Source organism: Haloarcula quadrata, assembly GCF_003634715.1.
In the GTDB taxonomy this organism is placed as follows: domain Archaea; phylum Halobacteriota; class Halobacteria; order Halobacteriales; family Haloarculaceae; genus Haloarcula; species Haloarcula marismortui.
Genome location: NZ_RBWW01000001.1, coordinates 852,640 through 870,231, shown reverse-complemented (window position 1 = coordinate 870,231; position 17,592 = coordinate 852,640). Strand labels below are relative to the sequence as shown.

Here is a 17,592-nt window from a genome sequence, read left to right as displayed (position 1 = left end):
ACCAAGTATTCCAGCGCTGGAACGCAAAAAATTCACGGAATACACTCACATCAGCCGTGCCAACCCGGGGACCACCGCCGTTTTGTTCCGGCCACACTTGGTGGGGATATGGACGACCGAATACGCGAACACGCCCGGATTCTTGTTGACTGGAGCGCTCGCATCGACGCGGGCGACGACGTGGTGCTGGCCGTTGAGGACGGTGCTCACGACCTCGCAGTCGCCGTGGCCGAACAGCTGGGCGACCGCGGCGCGAATCTTATATCGACGTACCAGTCAGACGAACTCACGCGGGCCTATCTGCAGGCGCACGACGGGTCGTTTACCGAGAACCCAGACTACGAACTGGCACTGTACGAGCGGGCCGACAGCGTGCTGTTCCTGAAGGGGTCACGGAATACCACCGAGACGGCCGACGTGGACAGCGACCAGCGGCAGGCGTACTCGACGGCTCGACAGGAAATCAGAGAGGCTCGGCTGGATACCGACTGGGTATCGACACAGCATCCGACACGGGCGATGGCCCAGCAGGCCGGAATGGCGTACGCCGAATACAAGGATTTTGTCTACGACGCGACGCTACGGGACTGGGAGGCGCTGGCGGATGAACAGGCTCGTTTGAAGGAGATTCTGGACGACGGTTCGGAGGTCCGTATCGTCGCGGACGGCACTGACATCACGCTGTTCATCGATGGCCGTATCGCCGTCAACTCCGCCGCCAGCGTGGCCTACGACTCCCACAACCTCCCCTCCGGCGAGGTGTTCACCGCGCCCCACGATACCGCCGGCGTCGTCACCTTCGACGTGCCGATGACGATACAGGGTCGTCGCGTCAAAAACGTCGAGCTGACGTTCAAAGACGGCGTCGTCGTCGACTGGTCGGCCGAACAGGGCGAGGTAGTCATCGACGAAATCATCGGGACCGACAGCGGCTCCCGCCAACTGGGTGAACTCGGTATCGGGATGAACCGCGGCGTCGACCGCGTCACCGACAACATCCTCTTCGACGAGAAGATGGGCGGGACAGTCCACCTCGCGCTCGGCCGCGCGTACGATGCCTGCCTGCCCGAGGGCGAGTCCGGCAACGACAGCGCCGTCCACGAGGACCTCATCACGACGATGGGCGAGGGGTCGCACCTCGAAGTCGACGGCGAAGTCATCCAGCAAGACGGCATGTTCCGCTGGGAAGACGGCTTCGAGGGGTAGCGTCGCGGGACTGCGGTGCTGTGGGCCGGGAATAGATGTCATGATTCTGTGGGCCGGGAGCGCCCTGCGTGGCGCGACCCGGGGAAGGGCAGGTTTGCCGGCGGTTGTAGCGCTGTTACTGTACCGCGATCGGAGCGAGCGGTTTCACTCCGAGCGCGGCCGCAGGCCGCGACTCGGAGGTTGTTTTTAGCGTAGATTTTTACAAAGGGGGTTCCCGCAGCGCCGCAGGCGCGAGGAAACCCCCTGCAGTAAAAAGGTACTTCAGATTGCGAGGAACTGCGACACCAGCCACTTCGTGAACGTCCCAGTAATAGCACCGATCCACGAGAGCACCACGAAATGCATGTACGTGTTGGCGTTGTGGCCGCCGTCGACGGTCCGGATCATCAGGGACGACAGCATCGCGCCGAACATGATAATGATGATAAGCAGGAACTCGATGAGCGGGATGTTGTAGACGCTGGTGTTGATAAGCGAGGCAGCGTCGAGCCGGCTCCCGGTGCTCAGGTTGAGCGACATATCAGCGAGGATGTTGACGACCTGCAGGCCGATGAAGAAGGCGAAGGTCGACGCGGCGGTCATCCCGTAGAGGAGGCCCACAAGCGTCGTTGCCGCCTGCTTGCGCTTCTGGCGGAGTTGCAGCACCTGATTCATGTTCTCGGAGATAAGCTCGCCCAGTTGCTTTGGCGACCCACCCATCTCGCGGCCGATGAGGTACATCTCGGAGAAGGTCTGGATGAGATAGGAGCGGCAGTCCGCGGTGAAAAAGCGCCAGGCAGAGGTCGGCTCAATTCGCATATTCAGTCGTTTGTAGAGATTATCGATGTTGGGCGAGAGTGCGCCGAAGTCCTTCTTGCGGAGGGTGCGAAGCACCGTGCCGGTAGTAGACTGCTTCGCGCCTTCGGTCGCACCGAGCGCGCGGATGAAATTCGGGAACTCCGAATCCCGGTCCTTGATACGCTGTTCTTCCTGTCGGAAGACGAGACCGGGGATGAGCATCGGGGTGATCGGCGCAGCAGCATACATCGGGAGCGGCACTTCGTCGAACATGAAAAAGAGGTCGTTCAGCGTGATCGGCGAGATGCCGAGCATCCCGCCCAGCGTGATGAACACGAGCAGCATCGACAGCCCCACGCCGGCGACCATCGATTTGTTGAGCTTAGACTCAATCGGCGACGGGTACTCGACTGGGTGGAACCACACCGGGTCGTAGGGAGCCATCGAGCGGACAGCGAGGTAGAAGCCGGTCTGGACGAACACGAACATCACGATGACGGCGCTGACGGTCATCGTCGGGTTCGTTCCGGTCAGGACTGGCAGGACAACGGCGAACACCAGCGCGAACGTCATCGAGAGGACCATCGACAGATACAGGTCTTTCATGACCTCTAGACTGTCGAGCGAGCTCTTGTACACCGTCGAGTAGTGCTGAATGATCTGCTCCTGTTCGGTCAGGAGATAGTCATCGAGTCCCTGTCCGGCCCCAAGCGTGTACGCGAGGCGGTCGAAGAAGTCCGAAACCGCGCGGCTCGGGACCTGTTTGGCGCGGCGACGGCAGGCGTCGTCGAGGCTGAGGTTCCAGGTGTCGACCAGCTGGACAATTCGGTGCATCTCCATCGCGAGTTCGCCGTACTCGTCTTCCTCGGCCAGCGTTCGGAACACCTCCATCCGGTCGATTTTCGTCGTCGCCAGCACGGTCATATGCGTGATGAGCAGGTGAAACCGGTTGTTGAGTTCTCGTTTGCGCTGGCTCAACAGGATTTTGGGGTAGAAGACTGCCGACGCCATCACCAGAAGTCCGAGTAACGGGATGGGCCCACGGATCGCGAGCGGGAGATCAATCAGAAGGGCGGCCGCCGTCGAAATAATGAAGAAGGCAACAGCCGGTAGCAGGATGAGAAAGAGATACCGCTCAATCGGAATCGTCATCTGGCGGTAGGACTCAACGAGCGACTGGATCGTCTCGGTTATCGTCAGGTCGATGTTGCTCTCGGCTTCACCCTGTGACATTGTTAGTCGGGCCTGGCCATATTGAACGGAATCCCTTCGACACCGTCGCGCTGGAAGTCCGAGATGAAGTCGTTGACCTCGTGATACCCCAGAATTCCCTCCTGCATGGCCCGCTCGATGAGGTTCGCACGGAACTCGAGGTCGTCGTAGATGTCACGCGTATCCTCGTAGCCGAGCAGGGTCGCGATCTGCTCTTCGAGGACGAAGGAGTTGTTCATTCCCTGGAAGATGATTTCGTCCTCGACGGGGTCCCAGTTGAACACCTGCCGAGTGACGACACCGTCCATCTCCTTGGAGTAGCCCTCGATTTCCTGAACGCTCGTCACGCGGCGAAGGACCTGGTCGCCCTGCTTGACGCGGTTCTGGAACAGCGCCACGTCGGCCACGTCCATGAACGTCTCGGGGACGTTGATCGGTTCACCGGTGAAGCGCTGAATCATCGAAACGATGTCGCTCGCGTGGAAGGTCAGCATCACCGGGTGGCCGGTCTGGGCGGCCTGGAACGCCATCCGTCCCTCCTCACCACGAACCTCACCCACGATGATGTAGTCGGGACGAGAACGCAGTGCGGCGGCGACCAGGTCGAACATGTCGATGCTGGTCCCTTCGTCTTCCCCTTCACGGGTCAGCAGTTGCTGCCAGGTGTTGTGCGGCGGCAGCACCTCGGCGGTGTCCTCCGCGGTGTAGATTTTCGCGTCGTCGGGGATGAACGAAGTGATGGCGTTCAGCGTCGTCGTCTTCCCGGACGCCGTCTCCCCGACCACGAACACGGTCTGTTCGTTCTCCAGACAGAGCCAGAGATACGCGGCCAGTTGCGGCGACAGTGTCATCCACTTGGTAATCTGAAAAATGGACAGCGGGACGTCGTCGCCCTGCCGAATCGTGAGCGAGGGGCCTTTGAGGCTCACGTCGTCGGAGTAGATGAGGTTCAGGCGCGACCCGTCCGGCAGCGTCGAGTCGACGATGGGGTCCGAATCGGAGACGGGGTCACCCATCCGCTCGCCCATGTTCCGGAGCCACTGGTCGAACGATTCCTCGGTCTCCCACTCGACGGTGGTTTCGAGCATGCCGTAGACCCCGTGGTCGACGTGGCATTCGCTGCGGCCGATAACGTGAATGTCCTCGTTGGCCGGGTCGCGCATGACCGGTTCGAGTGGGCCGAGGCCGACGATGTCGCGGTTCAGTCGATAGAGGATGTTCTCGTAGGTCTCTTGTGTGACCTCGACGCTGCTCACGTCGGTCAGGTTCGACAGGCGCGTGAGGACGCCACTGTCGCTGTCCTCGTCCCGGACTTTGGTGGTCTCCTGCAGGAGTTCCTCGATACGGTCGTCGAACTGGGCCTCGTTTTCGGGCGCGGGCTTGTTGACGCTGCGCTGGAGCAGGCGGTTCCGGACCTTCCCGAAGACGGCCCGCTCGTCCTCATCAAGTTCCGGCTCAATGGCGTAGTACTTCATGTCCTGACCCACGTCGCCGTAGATATGACAGAAGATAGGGCCACCGACCGGGTACAGCACGTTCGGCCGATTCGTCTCGTAGTCGTCGTCGGCCTCGTCGATGAGCATCGGGAACTCACCGGTGATCTGTTTGAACTTCTTCAGGTGGTCCCGCAGGTGGGGCCGCCGCGCTGCCATCTGTCGAAGTTCGTCCGACGGCTTCGCACGTCCGTGATCTGTCATATCTTAGTCACCTCTAGGCGACACTGCGCGATTCGATGACGATGCCGGTTCCCGAGCGGACCGAGAACCCGATGGTGTCACCGACCTGTTCGCCCATGCCGGCAAATCGGAGAACGTTGATCTGCCGGCGCACGTCGTTCCCGACCTCGATCATCTCCAGTTCGATGAACACGTCAGCGATGGCCCGGAACGGACCGATAGCCTCCTCATCCAGCGTCGATGGATCGACAGTGAGCATGATGCATTTACCCTGTGAAATGACGTCCCGGAAGTAGGAGATAACCTCCAGAGCGGCCTGTCGCTCCTCGTTTTGCCGGACGAGAGCTTCGAACTTGGGGTCGTTCCTGAGAATAGCGTCGAAGGTATCGATGACGACGACGTCGGCGTCCCACATCACCTCGGCCTCCATCAGCCGCTTGAGGAGTTCCTTCCGGTCGGTCTGGTCGTCTCCGCCGGTGAGGGCGTTCGATTCGCCGATGTCGGCGTGCAGGAACAACACGTCCTCATCGAGGATGTGGTCGACCATGTCATACGACAGCGAGTGCATCTGGTCGAGGAAGCTCCCGACAGTGAGTTCCGTCGAGAGGTAGGTCACTTCGTGGCCCTCTTCACAGAGGCCGTAGGTGAACCGCTGGCTCATGGCGGATTTGCCGGCCCCGTAGTCACCCTCGACGAGGATGATGCTGCCGGGTGGGATACCGCCGCCCAGTTCCTTGTTCAGCCGGTCGTGATCGTCCAGTCCGAGCGAGAATAGGTCAGTACTTGCGATACTCATGTGTTGAACTCGAACACCTCCTCGTCGCCGTTGACGATGAGCTTGAGCCGGTGGTCGCCGCCGCTGAGGTTGTCGTTGATGTCAATGCGGACGACCTCACCGGGCCGCCAGCTGTTGCCACCGTTTGGCTCCAGCGTTACCGTGTAATCACTGGCGAAGGTCCCGTCAACGAACACATCTACTTGCCCGGGGACCGGAGCCAGCGTCTCTGAACCGGTGTTTTTGACGTGAACCGTGATTGTGTTCGCGCCGCTGTCGTAGATGGTGTCGCTACCGCTGTCGGAAATGATTTCCACGTCGGTTCGGACGTCGCTGCTTACGTCCAGCCCTTGTTCCGAGACCGCGTTGCTCAGTTCGCCGATGCTGGTCGTAAAGACGCCGGCCACACTCGCGGCGATAGCCATCGACGCGATGAACAGAATCAGGTGGGAGACGGAAACGCTCGCCATGTTAGCTCACCACCATCGTTTCGGCGATACCGTTCTCGGTGACGACTTTCACCCGGTCGGGCTGACTACTGAGTGAGGTGACGGTAATCTCTAATCGCTCCTGTGACGCCCAGATGTCCGTCGAACCGTCACCGTCGACCGTCGTGCCGTAGCCTGTGCGGTAATCGTTGTCGACCAGCAGGTCGGTCGCTTCGACCGACAGCGTCTCGGAACCGGTGTTGTCGACGGTCACGACAAGGTTGTCGTTCCCGCTGCTGTTCCACGTCGCCGACACAAGCGAGATATCGGTGTTTTGCTGGTCGAGGAGCCGGTCGCGTTGGTCCTCGCGGGCGTCGTTGACGCGTTCGAAGCCGTTCGCGGCTGCGGAGTAGAACATCCCGAAGCCGATGAACGCGGCCACGAAAATGACGGCTGCCGAGCCGCTAACGCTGAATCCCATCGGAACCACCCCCCACCAGTTTCGAGAGCGCAACGGCGTCAGCGCCGCTGTCACTGTCAAGCTGTGAGATGTAGTGCAGGCTCTCCGTGTGGTGGTCGATAGACAGCCCATCCCCGGTGTCGTTCACGCCGTCGAAGCCGCGGAGGTACTCCTTGAGCTGGTCCGCGACCGACTCGTCGATCCAGTCGATAGTCTCATAATAGTCGATAGCGCGAGCCGTCTCACGGTAGCCCGAGTGCTGGACCAGGAACTCGAGCCACTCGACGATGATGAGGTCCGCCGCGAACCCTTCCGGCATCGTCGCCAGGTAGGGTTTCCCGTCATCGTCCGCGTCCGAGCCATCGTCTGCCGTTGCCGCATCACCGCTGCCGGTAGCCGCGGTGTCAGTCGGTTCCGGCTCTGGTTCAGGCTCTGGCTCTGCGGCCGGTTCCGGCTCTGGCTCGGGTTCAGGCTCCGCGACCGGCTCAGGCTCTGGCTCTGCGGCCGGTTCCGGCTCTGGGTCCGGTTCAGGCTCTGGTTCGGCTTCCATAGCTTCCGTCTCGGCCTCATCAATCCCATCGTCCTCGATGACCTCGTCGAAGAGGTCGTCGTCTTCCAGCCCGCCTGCGTCGCCGTCCGAATCGTCCTCGCCCAGCAGATCATCGCCCTCGTCGGCCAGCAGGTCGTCATCGTCGTCAGCAAGGAGGTCATCGTCGTCCGATTCGCCCTCAGGTTCCTCGCCCTCGGCCCACTCGGCGTCGCCGGACTCGTACTCGTCTTTGAGCTCTGCGAACGATTTGCCGCCGTCACCATCGTCGCTGTCCTCGTCCATACTCTCCCCGTCGTCCATGCTCATCCCATCGTCCATGCTCATGTCGTCCTCCGTGTCGTCGAAGTCGTCGAACTCCTCGTCGAACGACCCGCCGTCGTCCTCGAAGCCGCCCATGTCGTCGCCGCCGTCATCGGGAAACATATCGTCGACACCGCCATCGTCCATCGACATATCACCGCCAGTGTCATCCGTCAGGTCTTCGTCGAAGAACCCTTCTGCGTCGGCGTTGGCGACATCGTCGTCGATGTCCTCGTCGGTATCGTCACTCCCGTCGTCGTCGAACAAGCCGAAAGAGCCGCCGCCTTCGCCCATGCCGCCCATGCCGCCGTCGACATCATCGGCGAAGGGGTTGACGCCACGGGTGACCATCTCGTAGATGTCGAGCAGCTTCCGGACGTTCTCCTCGGTTTCTTCGACAGATTCGGAGATGCTCTCGTTTTCCGTCCGCACCGTGTTGACCGTCGAGGAGAGGCTACCGACCTCGTTTTCCAGTTCGTCGAGTCGGTGTTCCAGCTCGTCAGTGTCAGGCCCGCTCGCGTCCTCCATATCGCCGAACTCGTCATCACCGAACCCACCCATGTCGTCGCCGTCGTCGTCGAGGCCGCCGAGGCCACCGAGATCGTCGCCACCGCCACCGTCGTCACCCATCAGGCCGCCGCCGTCGGCCATCCCGCCGCCACCGTCGTCGCTTGCGTTCTCGCTCTCGTCGTCCGATAGAATCGAATCGAACATATTCTTGATGCTCATACCAACCAGCCCGCCGGTCAGCAGAACAAAGAGGGCGGGTGCCAGTCCAGCCAGTTCCGGTGAGACGGCTGGAGCCAGTGGCACGAGAGCGAGACTACTCATCTCTTGTATCTCACGCTTTTTCTACTCTTGAATATTCTCCTTAGCGTATCATATTTGATAATAATATCCCATTTTCCCGGCTCAGATGGGGTAAATTAACGATCCAAGTACTAGCCTGTTACATTTCAGATTAATTTCGAGCTGAAAGCCGGGGAACAGAGTGTGGCAGTGCGCCCCCGGCAGACGAACGGCTGTCACCCGTCTGACGCCAGACGTTAGACACGATTACTGCTCGCAGACATTACAGTGTTATCGAGTCCGTGTTCGCGCTTTTGACAATGAAATTGCCAGTGTCCGCTTCGAGTTTGACGGACCGGCCGTGGTCGCCACCCAGATCTTCGCCGACAACGGGAACGCCGTGTTCGTCCAGCGTCTCACGCACCTTCTTGGCGTTGCGCGAACCGATGGAGGATCCGTTCTCGGAGAAGTCGAGCATATCGCTCCCGCCAGCGATTTTGGCCTCCATGGCCTCCGTCGACGCCCCGGCATCCGCCATGGCCTCGATGAGTGCTTCGATGCCCGTGTCCGCGAACTTCGCATGGTTGCCGCCGTCGATATCAGCCGCCGACGGAAGCATGACGTGGACGAGTCCGGCCACCGTGTTACGGGTATCATATATTGCGATCCCGATACAGGAGCCCAGTCCGCTTGTGGTTAGCATGGCCGGCTCTGTGGTCACCTTGTACTCCGCGATGCCGACTTTGATGCGCTCGGGCGTACTTTGTTCGGGACTCTCTGTTTGGCTACCATCGTATACTTTCATTATTTGAATATCTGTTCGACGTCCGCGCCCGTCTCGGTCGCCCGCTCGACATCGAGGTCGTTGAGGGCGGCGCGCAACTCTTTCTCGTTGGGGAGAGCGTGAATCTCAGCCTGAAACTCGATGTCGTCGGTCTGCATCTGGGAGTCGATAATAAACGCATGCTCCTGATACTGTCCGACCTGCGCCGCAAGCGGGTCCATAATCGCCCGGCCCATATCGTGGACGACCCGCGGCGGCGTGTGTTCGACTGACGTCTGGAGGACGTTCGCCCAGCCGTCGACGAACCCGCTCGTCATGATGTTCCCCAGCTCCTCGATGGCAGCCTTGTGCTGGTCAGTTAGCTCATCACTGTCCATTTCGATGGGCATCATCGCCTCCGCAACGTTGATTGCTGAGACCTCGTCGAACAGCACCATGAGGTAGCCACTGGGGGTCCCGGTGAACTCGACGACCGTCCCGACGAATGTGTCCGTTCCGATCTGCTTTGGCACGTCCTCAATGGGAGCGAAACTGATCTGTGTCACCTCCGATTCAGTCGGGATGCCGGTCATCATCTCGACGTTGTCAGCGGCTTTTTGAGTGCCTCTGGTCGTCATCTCGTTGAACGTCTGGAGCTTGTCGATGGGGATCGCATCGCCGTCCGTGTCGACGTGCTCTACCATCATCTCCGTGAGTGATTCGTACTCAGGGAGCATGTAGATGTAGAAATTCACCGATTCGTCGATCCATTCGATCTCCGATTTGAACACGAACACCTGCTGGTGGTCGCCGCTCTCGGGCGCATCAGGGAGCACGTCGCTACCGGACTCCTCAATATACTCCGGCGGCGAGTGGTCGATGGTCGCACCGACGTAGTCGGCCCAGCCGTCGATGAACCCGCTCATCATGATGTTGCCGATCTCCTCGATACCGCTTCTGGCCATCGCCTCGTCGTCGCTGCTACCGGGCATCATTTCCTCGGTGATCGTCCCGGCGCTGTCAACGTCGAAGGCAAGCACAGTATCGCCCTCTAGAACGCCATCGAAAGAGAACTCGACTCCGACGAAGTCCCGGCCAGCCAGTTCTTCGCCGACATCAGCCCTGTCGAGCAGCGTGATCTTGGTGACGTCGACGACAGCATCGATGCCAGTCATCTGGCCCATCGACTGCGTGGCCTGTTCAGCCCCCTCGTGAGCGAGTTGGTTGAACGTGCCGAGCGACTGAATATCGACGTTCATCTATGAGGGAACGACGTCCTCGATAGCCTCCATCACGCTGGGTTTCTGGAACGGCTTGGTGATGTACCCGTCGGCCCCCGCTTTCACGGCCTCCTTCATCTTCTCTTCCTGACCAACGCTTGTACACATGATGACGTTCGCATCGGGATTGGAAGATTTGATTTCGTCCGTGGCCTCGATACCATCCCGGATGGGCATCACAATGTCCATCATCACCAGGTCTGGCCCTTCTTCTTTGAACACTTCGACAGCTTCGACTCCGTTCTCGACCTCCCCAACAATCTCGTGGTCTTCTTCGAGAATCTCGCGGAGGAGGTTACGCATAAACTCTGAATCGTCGGCGATCAGTACGTCTGGCATGCCTATCAAGCCTACATATCGTGATGAGTTAGATAAAGGTGTCCCGTAAATTATCGCGTGTGATATCGGTGGGACCCGAAACCGGGCAACTGCGTTCCGATTCTGACCGCGATGACAGGTACAACGCCTTCGTGTGCTGGTGCCTGCTTTAGAACTTCGCACCGTCTCGTGCTTCGATAGCCTCAACGAGGTCTGCGATACTGTCGTCCGGCGAGAGACCGGTCGACTGGACCATCCGCTTGAAGCTCTCTGGCGGGTGTTTGACTGGGACGTTGGACTCCGAGAGCAGAATGCCGAGCACGTTCTCGACCGATGTCGACCCGTCCATCTGCCGGCCGTACCAGAGCATGAAACTCTCGAACGCGGTGATGATGTCGTTGGACACAACCTGTTGCTGGTCAACGTTCCCGTCAAACTTCGCGGTCACATCGAACCCATACCGGCTGTTTGATTTCGCCATTTGCTCGGCGAGCCACTCGTGAACGTTCGCGTCGGTAAACTCAGGAGCGTCGGGCTCGGGAGCTGGGTCCGGGTCAGGGGTGGAGTCAGACGAAACCTGATTGCCGTAGGAATCGTTGGTTCGAACATCAGAGGAGACGACATACCGTCCTTCGTCGATCTCTGTGACGTGCTCGTCATCCGCGATGTCTAATTCTTCCGGAGAGAGGATCTTACCGTCCTCTGGATTCGGTTCGTCTGACCCCGAGGCCATGCAGATACATGAGAGATGGGATGATATAATTCCGTCGCTGCTCAGGGGTAGCCGACACGGTTTTGACTGGTCGTGGATACGTTCACAGTGTGAGCGAACCGAACCGGCGAGAGGAGCGAGCGACCGTTAAACGGCGGGCACAGAGCTCTCTCGGGTCGATTATCCTCCTGATTGCGGCGCTCCTGATCGCCGCAGCCACGGCTGGCGTACTGTTCGAAGTAGTCGGTGGGTTTCAGTCCGACGCGGCCACGGCCAGCGACAAAAGCGCCGACCGGGTCATTGCGCGGACCGAAGTCGTCGGGAGCACTGGCCACGTTAACACGACTGGACAGAGCATCGAAGCGGTGACGCTCGTGGTGAAGCGAGCGGAAGGGGGCGGGAACATGGACCTTAGCGATGTTGTCGTTGGGACGACAATCGGGAGCGGGGCCGACGCGCCGGTGGGTTCCGCTGCTGAGGTTACGGTTACCCCACTCAGAGATGACGACGACTCACTCTCGCGGGACATCCTGAACGACGACGGCGACCGGGCAGCCTTGCGTATCGACCTCGCGGCACTGACAGGGGTCGAGCTCCAGCCGAGCGAAAGCGGCACGATACGGTTGCTGTCACCTGACGGCGCGACGACAACGGTCAGAGTCTCGGTCCCATCGTCGCTCAACGGGAAGACAACGGTCCCGCTCTGACGGCCGGCAGTAGCAGCCGACCACCCGAACAGTGTGAGCCGGCTCACGGATATCGATGCGGAGAGGCGTGCTGACCCGAGTTCTTGACGCCCGACTTCGACCAGTAGACAGCCATACCGCGTGGCGTTTGGCCGTCTGTGCATCCGGCGGCTGCTACAATCGTCTCTCCCGAGTCTGGTCGGGAGGAAATATGGTGTGTCACACGATAACTGCGAGCCGACGCAGTTCGCTATGTCGCCGTTGACGAACGTACCGACGCACAGAAACAGACCGCACAGCGACAGAAACAGTGTGAAACACTGACCCGTGTATGAGTTCGATCCGTCCAACCGAAGCACGTCGCAAATGTATCGGGCTCTCGGCGTGGGCTTCTTGTCACTGTCTGGATGTTTGGACGGGAATGTGAAACTGACACGACGTAACAGAATCGAGGTCGTACCTGCAAAGAGGTGCATGCAGTAGAGCTTCGCTTACATGATAGAACCGACCACAGAGCATAGTCGACGCCCCCACGAGATGGCTGTTGCTGGTCGCGGGTGGAAAACAGAGAGAAAAGTTCTGCAAGCGAAAGAACGGCTCGCGTTAGACCTGCACTGCGGTTTCGCCTGATAGCGTGTTGGGCACGCTAACGCGGATTTCCGTGGTCGCGCCGGACTCCGTCGTCACTTCGAGCGTCATCGTCGCACCGGTTTCGAGCGTGCCGGGGTCAACGATGATGCGGAAGCGGTCAGCGTCGGTCATCACCGGGATGGACTCGTCCTCGTCCTGAACGGCCTGAACACCGAACGTCTCACCCTGTGAGGCGCTGGTGCCGCCGTAGGTGAGGGTGTTCGTCCCGCTGGGGCCGATTGTGGTGATGGTCGTCTGTTCGAGGTTGATCTGGTCTGCACCGGAACCTTTGATCGCGATGATGCTGATTTCAGAGACGCCGCCGCCGCCGCTGTTGTACTCCGCGTTCACGAGGAGTGCGGAGTCCGCAGCGGTTCCTTGAGTGATGGTGATACCACTGTCAACGTCGTCAGGTTCGAGCCCGTAGAAGGATCCTCCACCTGAAACGGTGATAGTGTCGCCATCTCCGTTCTCGAACTCGATGGTACTACTGCTGACAGAGAGCTCGTTTTCGAACGGGTTGAAGGTGAACGATGCACCCGATTCGACGTTAATTACCTCGACCTCGTTGTTGGAGAGGACATCGAAGCGGATTTCGTCGCCAGCGTCGACATCGAGAGCGCCACCGGATCCGCTAGGCGCAAGTTCCGCACCATCAGCGGTGTTCGACGTAGCGGTCAGCACTTCGCCATCACTGACCAGAAGTTGATCGGATGAGGAACTACTGGTAAGTGGGATGTACTGCTCGGTATTTTCGCTCACCTCTATCGGGAGAGTCTGGTCAGCGGGAGTTGCGTCGCTGTCCGTTAGCTTCAACGTTTGTAGAGTGACCTCTCCGTTGATCGGGTCCTCATAGGTGCGCTGGAGACGGATGCTGTCAGCGCTGGTAGCTGCGTTCGAAGCATCTATCGAGAGGTCTTCGCTGGTGTCAACAGTGATCGATGCACCGGTTGCATCGTTCTGCACTTCCACTGAGGAGGCGCTTGCCTTCGTGAAAGTAAGGGTGTCACCATCTTCGACAGCAATTTCGTTACTGCTGGCTGCAGTAAGAACAATGCTGCCATCACCATCTTCAGTGACAAGGACATCCACTTGAGACCCGTCGTCGATTGCGAACTCACCGTGGGTGTCTGAACTTGCCCCTGAGCTGTCGAATACGATCGTGTCTGCTGGACCGCTTCCAGAAACAGATCCAATCTTAGACGCCACCTGAATCTGGTTGGTCACTTGGTCGCTACTTTCTTGGCCGGTCTGTTCAGCTGAACTCTGCAGGAAGCCAGCAGTGTTAATCAGGACGCCTGCCGCGATTGCGGCGACAAGCACCATCGCGATGAACACGATGAGGGTCCCGATCCCCACTTGGCCTCGGTCTTCTGGATTTGTAATGCGTTCGAACATGTGTAGTCCGGGTCGCTCTGACCCTATCGGAACGAGTACGTACCACGTAATAACATCATCCCTCAAAATTTTATTCTTGATAACGATGGTTTCAGCCGGTTTAGACGGTACTTCTCAATAGTATTCAGCGTCGATTTGAACCGATTTCACGGTCGTATAGCGATCGTCGAAAAACCCGGAATCAGTATTGAAAATTAATTTTGCAAGCTGAAAGCGGCCGGTCGACCGGTCGGGTCACACGCAGGGACAGTCATTCGTACGTGATGAGACTGTACATCACAAACAGGTAGCCAAAGGTCGTCAACCCACTGTTGACCAGCAGCAACGAGCGGACGCCTTCGAAGTCATTGATGAACGCGCTAATCATGGTCGCGGCTGCGCCCGCGATTGCGAGCGAAAACCCCACCGAGAGGTGAAGCATCGCCTCCCGGGATGTCTGGACGTACGCCCGCATGGCCATCCCAACCATTGTCAGTCCGGCCACGACGAACACCAGCGTCGATATGGCATAGAGAAGTTCTATCATCAGCACTGTACAGTGCTACAGCGAACCCGTTATTAAATCCATGCTCGAAAATATCTTTCGTGATAACGGCGAAAAGAGGGGCTCTATCGCTCGGATAGGGTCCGCCACGCCTCGTCAAGTTTGTTGGTCACTTCCGACCGCTCTTCGATGTGGACAGTCAGTTCATCGTCGAAGTCGACCCGGACTTCATCCACGTTCCGCCGGTACACTTTGATACGTCGGCGGTCGTCAGAGAGAATATTGTCGTGGAGTTCCAGCAGGTCATGTTCGGTCAGTTCGTCGATCCGTCGGTAACACGTCGCGATGGGGATTCCGAGTTCGTCGCTGAGCTCCTGTGCGGAGACCGGTTCATCCGTCGCGTCAAGGATTTCGGCACTGTATTTATTGCCAAGCGTCTGAAGAATCTCCCCTGAATCCATCGTTATCAAATCATAAATTCAGTCAATAATAAAGGTATCGCCTGTGATATCGAGTGAAAGGAAGACAAACACGCACTGCGGGGCGTCCGTGCGAAAACGGCGGTCTGTGTCGCTGTATCCGTCGTTCTACGGAGTAATAATGGCTCTATCGTATCGTTAAATTGGTGATTCTTCCTCGCTCATCATCGAGAAGGCGCTGGCGTTCTGGTGGACATCGATGCCGCCGTGGTCAATCTCCATCGGATAGATGTCCGTCTCGATGTTCTGTTTTCGCATCTTGGCGACCCAGACGTATCTGTTCACACCGGTGTCAGTCGGCGTCTGGATAAGGTAGATGTTGCCGTCAGTTAGATAGTTCTCCAGTCCGATCTCGGTGTCCGGGAAGACGGCCCCCTGTTCGTTGGTCATCAGCGTCGTGAGCCCGCTGTCGCTGAGGATGTCAGTGAACTTCAGGAGATACGTCCGCTTCTCCCTCTCGTTTTCGAAGAACAGTTCGAACATGGCAAGCGAGTCAAGCACCAGTCGGTCGTAGTCACCGTCTTCGAGTTCCTCCAGAAGAATATCCAGCGAGGACGTAAAGTCATTCTCGCGCAGGAGCACCTGCTTGTCGTACACCTTGATGTTCCCGTTGTCGACGTGGTCCTGCCAGTTGTCGAAGCCGAGAGATTCGGCGGCTTCCCGGAGGTCCGACTCGTCTTCCTCGAAGGAGAGGTAGATGCCCTTCTCGTCGTACTTTTCGACGCCGTTGTAGATGTACTGGAGACAGAGGATCGATTTCCCGGCACCAGGGTTGCCGCTCACCAGTGTCGTCGAGTTCTTCACAATGCCGCCGTTCAGAATGTCGTCGAGGCCCTCGATCCCCGTTTTGGTTTGCTCAATCATAGTTTCGGAAGGAACTGGAAGTTGATTAGATACTCCTCTGTCGGGAATGTTAAAAAGTCTTGCTGGTGTGTCGCTAAACAAACTGGAATCAGTCACCAGCGTGGACGATGGCGGGGTCCACCCAGATAACAAAACTGTCATCTCGCTTGATGACGCCCCGGATTGAGCCGGCGTCGTTCGCGGGGGACCGGTCGACCTGTTCAGGAGTGATCTGGACTACCTGATACACTTCGTCGACGAGCCAGCCAGCTGCACCCTGTTCCTCGACGATATCCGGGTCGAAGACGATAATTCGCTTCTCCGCACCCTCGTCTCCAATGCCGAAGACGACTTTAGGGTCAACAATCGATGTCGTGCGCCCGCGAAGGTCCATGACGCCACGGACGTGCGGCGGGGCGTTCGGGACGGACGTGAGTTCGCCGATATCGACGATCTCAGTCACGTAGTCGATACTCACGCAGTACGTTTCCGAGCCGAGCTGGAACTCGAGTACTTGGCCGGTGGTGGCTGACTGTGCTGCCATTGCAGTTCTTATCCAAACTGTCGCGGATAGTGGCGCATAAAGGTGCCTGCTGGGCTATCAACTTTGATTACGTGGGCGGAGTATTTATTTCGGGGCCGGACGGGATTTGGAAGTAGGTATGAGGATGTCTCGTTCGCCGATGTCTCCTGTCCGACGGGAGCGTTGGTGATATGGCAGATGGTGTCCGCGCCGTGGTCGCAGACGACTCTCACTTCATGCGGAGTGTCATCTCTGATATCCTCAGTGATGGCGGTATTGATGTCGTTGCGCAGGCGCGTGACGGCGAGGAGGCAGTATCGGCCGTTATCGAACATCGACCTGATGTCGTGACGATGGATGTCGAGATGCCGGTAATGAACGGCATTGAGGCAACCGAGCGCATCATGGCTGAGTCTCCAACGCCGGTGTTGATGCTGTCAGCCCACACCGACGAGAACGCCGACGTGACGTTCGAGGCGCTCGATAAGGGTGCGGTCGACTTCTTCACCAAGCCCGGTGGTGAGGTGTCGATGGAGATGTCACGCCTGAAAGACCAGCTGGTCGAGATGGTCAGTTCTGTCGCGGCAGTCGATGTCGGCGCGACGGGCAGCCGCAGCGGGACAGGCAGCGACAGCGGAACGGCACCGACAACCGCCGGCGGTTCAGCCACTGACCGGAGAGGGACCGGAGGCTCGTCGGGCCAGACGACCTACGTCGCGAACCCGACGCTCGTCATCGGCTCTTCGACCGGCGGCCCGAAGATGGTGGAACAGGTTATGGAGAACCTCCCCATTGAGGCCGACCTGCGGGTGCTCATCATCCAGCACATGCCGGAAGGGTTCACCGGCCGGTTCGCCGAGCGGATCAACACGCGAAGCGATTACGAGGTTCAGGAGGCCACCGACGGGGCACGCATCGGCGGCGGCGAGGGACTTGTCGCCGCCGGTGACCGGCATATGGAGGTCAAAAACTACCGGAACGGCCGACTGCGGACGAAGTTGACACAGGACGAACCGGTCAACAGCGTCCGTCCGGCCGTCGACGTGACGATGCGGACGGCCGCAGAGACCATCGACGACCCACTCGTCGGGCTCATCCTCACCGGGATGGGCGAAGACGGCGCGGACGGGATTCGGCGCATCAAGCAGGCTGGTGGCAAGACCATCGCACAGGACGAGGCCACGTCCGCGGTGTACGGCATGCCAAAACGCGCCGCCGAGACGGGCTGTGTGGACACTGTCTTGCCTATCGACGACATTGCGGACGGCGTTATCGACACGATTACCACTGAGGTGACCTGACA

18 protein-coding genes and 1 pseudogene are annotated in these 17,592 nt (G+C 59.1%); 3 read left to right on the top strand and 16 right to left on the bottom strand.

The features are described from left to right. The first annotated feature begins 108 nt into the window (after positions 1–108). Complete coding sequence (locus BDK61_RS04540; protein WP_121302417.1) at positions 109–1,206, top strand: aminopeptidase; 1,098 nt, start codon at positions 109–111, stop codon at positions 1,204–1,206. 261 nt (positions 1,207–1,467) lie between these two features. Here the strand turns inward: BDK61_RS04540 and flaJ are convergent, their stop codons facing one another. From flaJ to BDK61_RS04490, 10 genes are all read right to left on the bottom strand, one after another. After that, positions 1,468–3,216, bottom strand: coding sequence for an archaellar assembly protein FlaJ (flaJ, locus tag BDK61_RS04535; protein WP_121302416.1), 1,749 nt, complete (start codon positions 3,214–3,216; stop codon positions 1,468–1,470). 2 nt (positions 3,217–3,218) lie between these two features. After that, positions 3,219–4,892, bottom strand: coding sequence for a type II/IV secretion system ATPase subunit (locus tag BDK61_RS04530; protein WP_121302415.1), 1,674 nt, complete (start codon positions 4,890–4,892; stop codon positions 3,219–3,221). Between the two features lie 13 nt (positions 4,893–4,905). Beyond that, positions 4,906–5,667, bottom strand: a complete 762-nt coding sequence (locus BDK61_RS04525; RefSeq protein ID WP_005537381.1) for an ATPase domain-containing protein — start codon at positions 5,665–5,667, stop codon at positions 4,906–4,908. Next, positions 5,664–6,116, bottom strand: a complete 453-nt coding sequence (locus BDK61_RS04520) for a CARDB domain-containing protein (RefSeq protein ID WP_121302414.1) — start codon at positions 6,114–6,116, stop codon at positions 5,664–5,666. The genes BDK61_RS04525 and BDK61_RS04520 overlap by 4 nt, the downstream gene beginning before the upstream one ends. Position 6,117: 1 nt before the next feature. Further along, entirely contained in the window at positions 6,118–6,555 is a 438-nt protein-coding gene (locus BDK61_RS04515) for a flagellar protein F (protein WP_007189309.1), read from the bottom strand. After that, the gene (locus BDK61_RS04510) at positions 6,539–8,215 is read right to left on the bottom strand and encodes a FlaD/FlaE family flagellar protein (RefSeq protein WP_121302413.1); all 1,677 of its coding nucleotides are present in this window, start codon (positions 8,213–8,215) and stop codon (positions 6,539–6,541) included. Before BDK61_RS04510 ends, BDK61_RS04515 begins: the two co-directional genes overlap by 17 nt. A gap of 241 nt (positions 8,216–8,456) precedes the next feature. Next, on the bottom strand, positions 8,457–8,978 hold the full coding sequence (locus tag BDK61_RS04505) for a chemotaxis protein CheD (protein WP_007189311.1): 522 nt from the start codon (positions 8,976–8,978) through the stop codon (positions 8,457–8,459). Next, a complete protein-coding gene (locus BDK61_RS04500; protein WP_004958720.1) occupies positions 8,978–10,195 on the bottom strand; it encodes a chemotaxis protein CheC in 1,218 nt (405 codons plus the stop codon). The genes BDK61_RS04505 and BDK61_RS04500 overlap by 1 nt, the downstream gene beginning before the upstream one ends. Next, positions 10,196–10,555, bottom strand: a complete 360-nt coding sequence (gene cheY / locus BDK61_RS04495; protein WP_004515265.1) for a chemotaxis protein CheY — start codon at positions 10,553–10,555, stop codon at positions 10,196–10,198. 148 nt (positions 10,556–10,703) lie between these two features. After that, a complete protein-coding gene (locus tag BDK61_RS04490) occupies positions 10,704–11,267 on the bottom strand; it encodes a DUF7500 family protein (RefSeq protein WP_004958722.1) in 564 nt (187 codons plus the stop codon). Between the two features lie 89 nt (positions 11,268–11,356). On the opposite strand from BDK61_RS04490, the gene BDK61_RS04485 reads away from it, so the two are divergent. Further along, positions 11,357–11,953 carry an archaellin/type IV pilin N-terminal domain-containing protein gene (locus BDK61_RS04485; RefSeq protein WP_049938970.1) on the top strand — a complete coding sequence of 199 codons (597 nt, stop codon included), beginning with the start codon at positions 11,357–11,359 and terminating at the stop codon, positions 11,951–11,953. A gap of 582 nt (positions 11,954–12,535) precedes the next feature. Here the strand turns inward: BDK61_RS04485 and BDK61_RS24130 are convergent. From BDK61_RS24130 to BDK61_RS04460, 6 genes and pseudogenes are all read right to left on the bottom strand, one after another. After that, positions 12,536–13,528, bottom strand: a complete 993-nt coding sequence (locus BDK61_RS24130) for a hypothetical protein (protein ID WP_394337633.1) — start codon at positions 13,526–13,528, stop codon at positions 12,536–12,538. Between the two features lie 15 nt (positions 13,529–13,543). Further along, positions 13,544–13,960, bottom strand: a pseudogene (locus BDK61_RS24315) (archaellin/type IV pilin N-terminal domain-containing protein); the annotation flags it as partial. 250 nt (positions 13,961–14,210) lie between these two features. Further along, positions 14,211–14,486: a DUF7521 family protein gene (locus BDK61_RS04475; protein ID WP_121302411.1), complete on the bottom strand. Its 276-nt coding sequence runs from the start codon at positions 14,484–14,486 to the stop codon at positions 14,211–14,213. An 83-nt stretch (positions 14,487–14,569) separates the two neighbouring features. Further along, the gene (locus tag BDK61_RS04470; protein WP_004515272.1) at positions 14,570–14,905 is read right to left on the bottom strand and encodes an ArsR/SmtB family transcription factor; all 336 of its coding nucleotides are present in this window, start codon (positions 14,903–14,905) and stop codon (positions 14,570–14,572) included. Between the two features lie 156 nt (positions 14,906–15,061). Next, a complete protein-coding gene (locus tag BDK61_RS04465) occupies positions 15,062–15,787 on the bottom strand; it encodes an RAD55 family ATPase (protein WP_007189314.1) in 726 nt (241 codons plus the stop codon). Positions 15,788–15,875: 88 nt separating this feature from the next. After that, on the bottom strand, positions 15,876–16,310 hold the full coding sequence (locus BDK61_RS04460; protein ID WP_004958750.1) for a chemotaxis protein CheW: 435 nt from the start codon (positions 16,308–16,310) through the stop codon (positions 15,876–15,878). A gap of 170 nt (positions 16,311–16,480) precedes the next feature. On the opposite strand from BDK61_RS04460, the gene BDK61_RS04455 reads away from it, so the two are divergent. After that, complete coding sequence (locus tag BDK61_RS04455) at positions 16,481–17,590, top strand: protein-glutamate methylesterase/protein-glutamine glutaminase (RefSeq protein WP_121302410.1); 1,110 nt, start codon at positions 16,481–16,483, stop codon at positions 17,588–17,590. Positions 17,591–17,592: the final 2 nt, after the last annotated feature.

What these genes read in the sequence shown, in the direction of transcription:
- BDK61_RS04515 (WP_007189309.1), bottom strand. Translation starts at nt 6,555, where the DNA reads ATGGGATTCAGCGTTAGCGGCTCGGCAGCCGTCATTTTCGTGGCCGCG.
- BDK61_RS04540 (WP_121302417.1), top strand. Translation starts at nt 109, where the DNA reads ATGGACGACCGAATACGCGAACACGCCCGGATTCTTGTTGACTGGAGC.
- BDK61_RS04505 (WP_007189311.1), bottom strand. Translation starts at nt 8,978, where the DNA reads ATGAAAGTATACGATGGTAGCCAAACAGAGAGTCCCGAACAAAGTACG.
- BDK61_RS04530 (WP_121302415.1), bottom strand. Translation starts at nt 4,892, where the DNA reads ATGACAGATCACGGACGTGCGAAGCCGTCGGACGAACTTCGACAGATG.
- BDK61_RS04470 (WP_004515272.1), bottom strand. Translation starts at nt 14,905, where the DNA reads ATGGATTCAGGGGAGATTCTTCAGACGCTTGGCAATAAATACAGTGCC.
- BDK61_RS04520 (WP_121302414.1), bottom strand. Translation starts at nt 6,116, where the DNA reads ATGGCGAGCGTTTCCGTCTCCCACCTGATTCTGTTCATCGCGTCGATG.
- BDK61_RS04510 (WP_121302413.1), bottom strand. Translation starts at nt 8,215, where the DNA reads ATGAGTAGTCTCGCTCTCGTGCCACTGGCTCCAGCCGTCTCACCGGAA.
- cheY (WP_004515265.1), bottom strand. Translation starts at nt 10,555, where the DNA reads ATGCCAGACGTACTGATCGCCGACGATTCAGAGTTTATGCGTAACCTC.
- flaJ (WP_121302416.1), bottom strand. Translation starts at nt 3,216, where the DNA reads ATGTCACAGGGTGAAGCCGAGAGCAACATCGACCTGACGATAACCGAG.
- BDK61_RS04475 (WP_121302411.1), bottom strand. Translation starts at nt 14,486, where the DNA reads ATGATAGAACTTCTCTATGCCATATCGACGCTGGTGTTCGTCGTGGCC.
- BDK61_RS04465 (WP_007189314.1), bottom strand. Translation starts at nt 15,787, where the DNA reads ATGATTGAGCAAACCAAAACGGGGATCGAGGGCCTCGACGACATTCTG.
- BDK61_RS04525 (WP_005537381.1), bottom strand. Translation starts at nt 5,667, where the DNA reads ATGAGTATCGCAAGTACTGACCTATTCTCGCTCGGACTGGACGATCAC.
- BDK61_RS04455 (WP_121302410.1), top strand. Translation starts at nt 16,481, where the DNA reads ATGGCAGATGGTGTCCGCGCCGTGGTCGCAGACGACTCTCACTTCATG.
- BDK61_RS04500 (WP_004958720.1), bottom strand. Translation starts at nt 10,195, where the DNA reads ATGAACGTCGATATTCAGTCGCTCGGCACGTTCAACCAACTCGCTCAC.
- BDK61_RS04490 (WP_004958722.1), bottom strand. Translation starts at nt 11,267, where the DNA reads ATGGCCTCGGGGTCAGACGAACCGAATCCAGAGGACGGTAAGATCCTC.
- BDK61_RS04460 (WP_004958750.1), bottom strand. Translation starts at nt 16,310, where the DNA reads ATGGCAGCACAGTCAGCCACCACCGGCCAAGTACTCGAGTTCCAGCTC.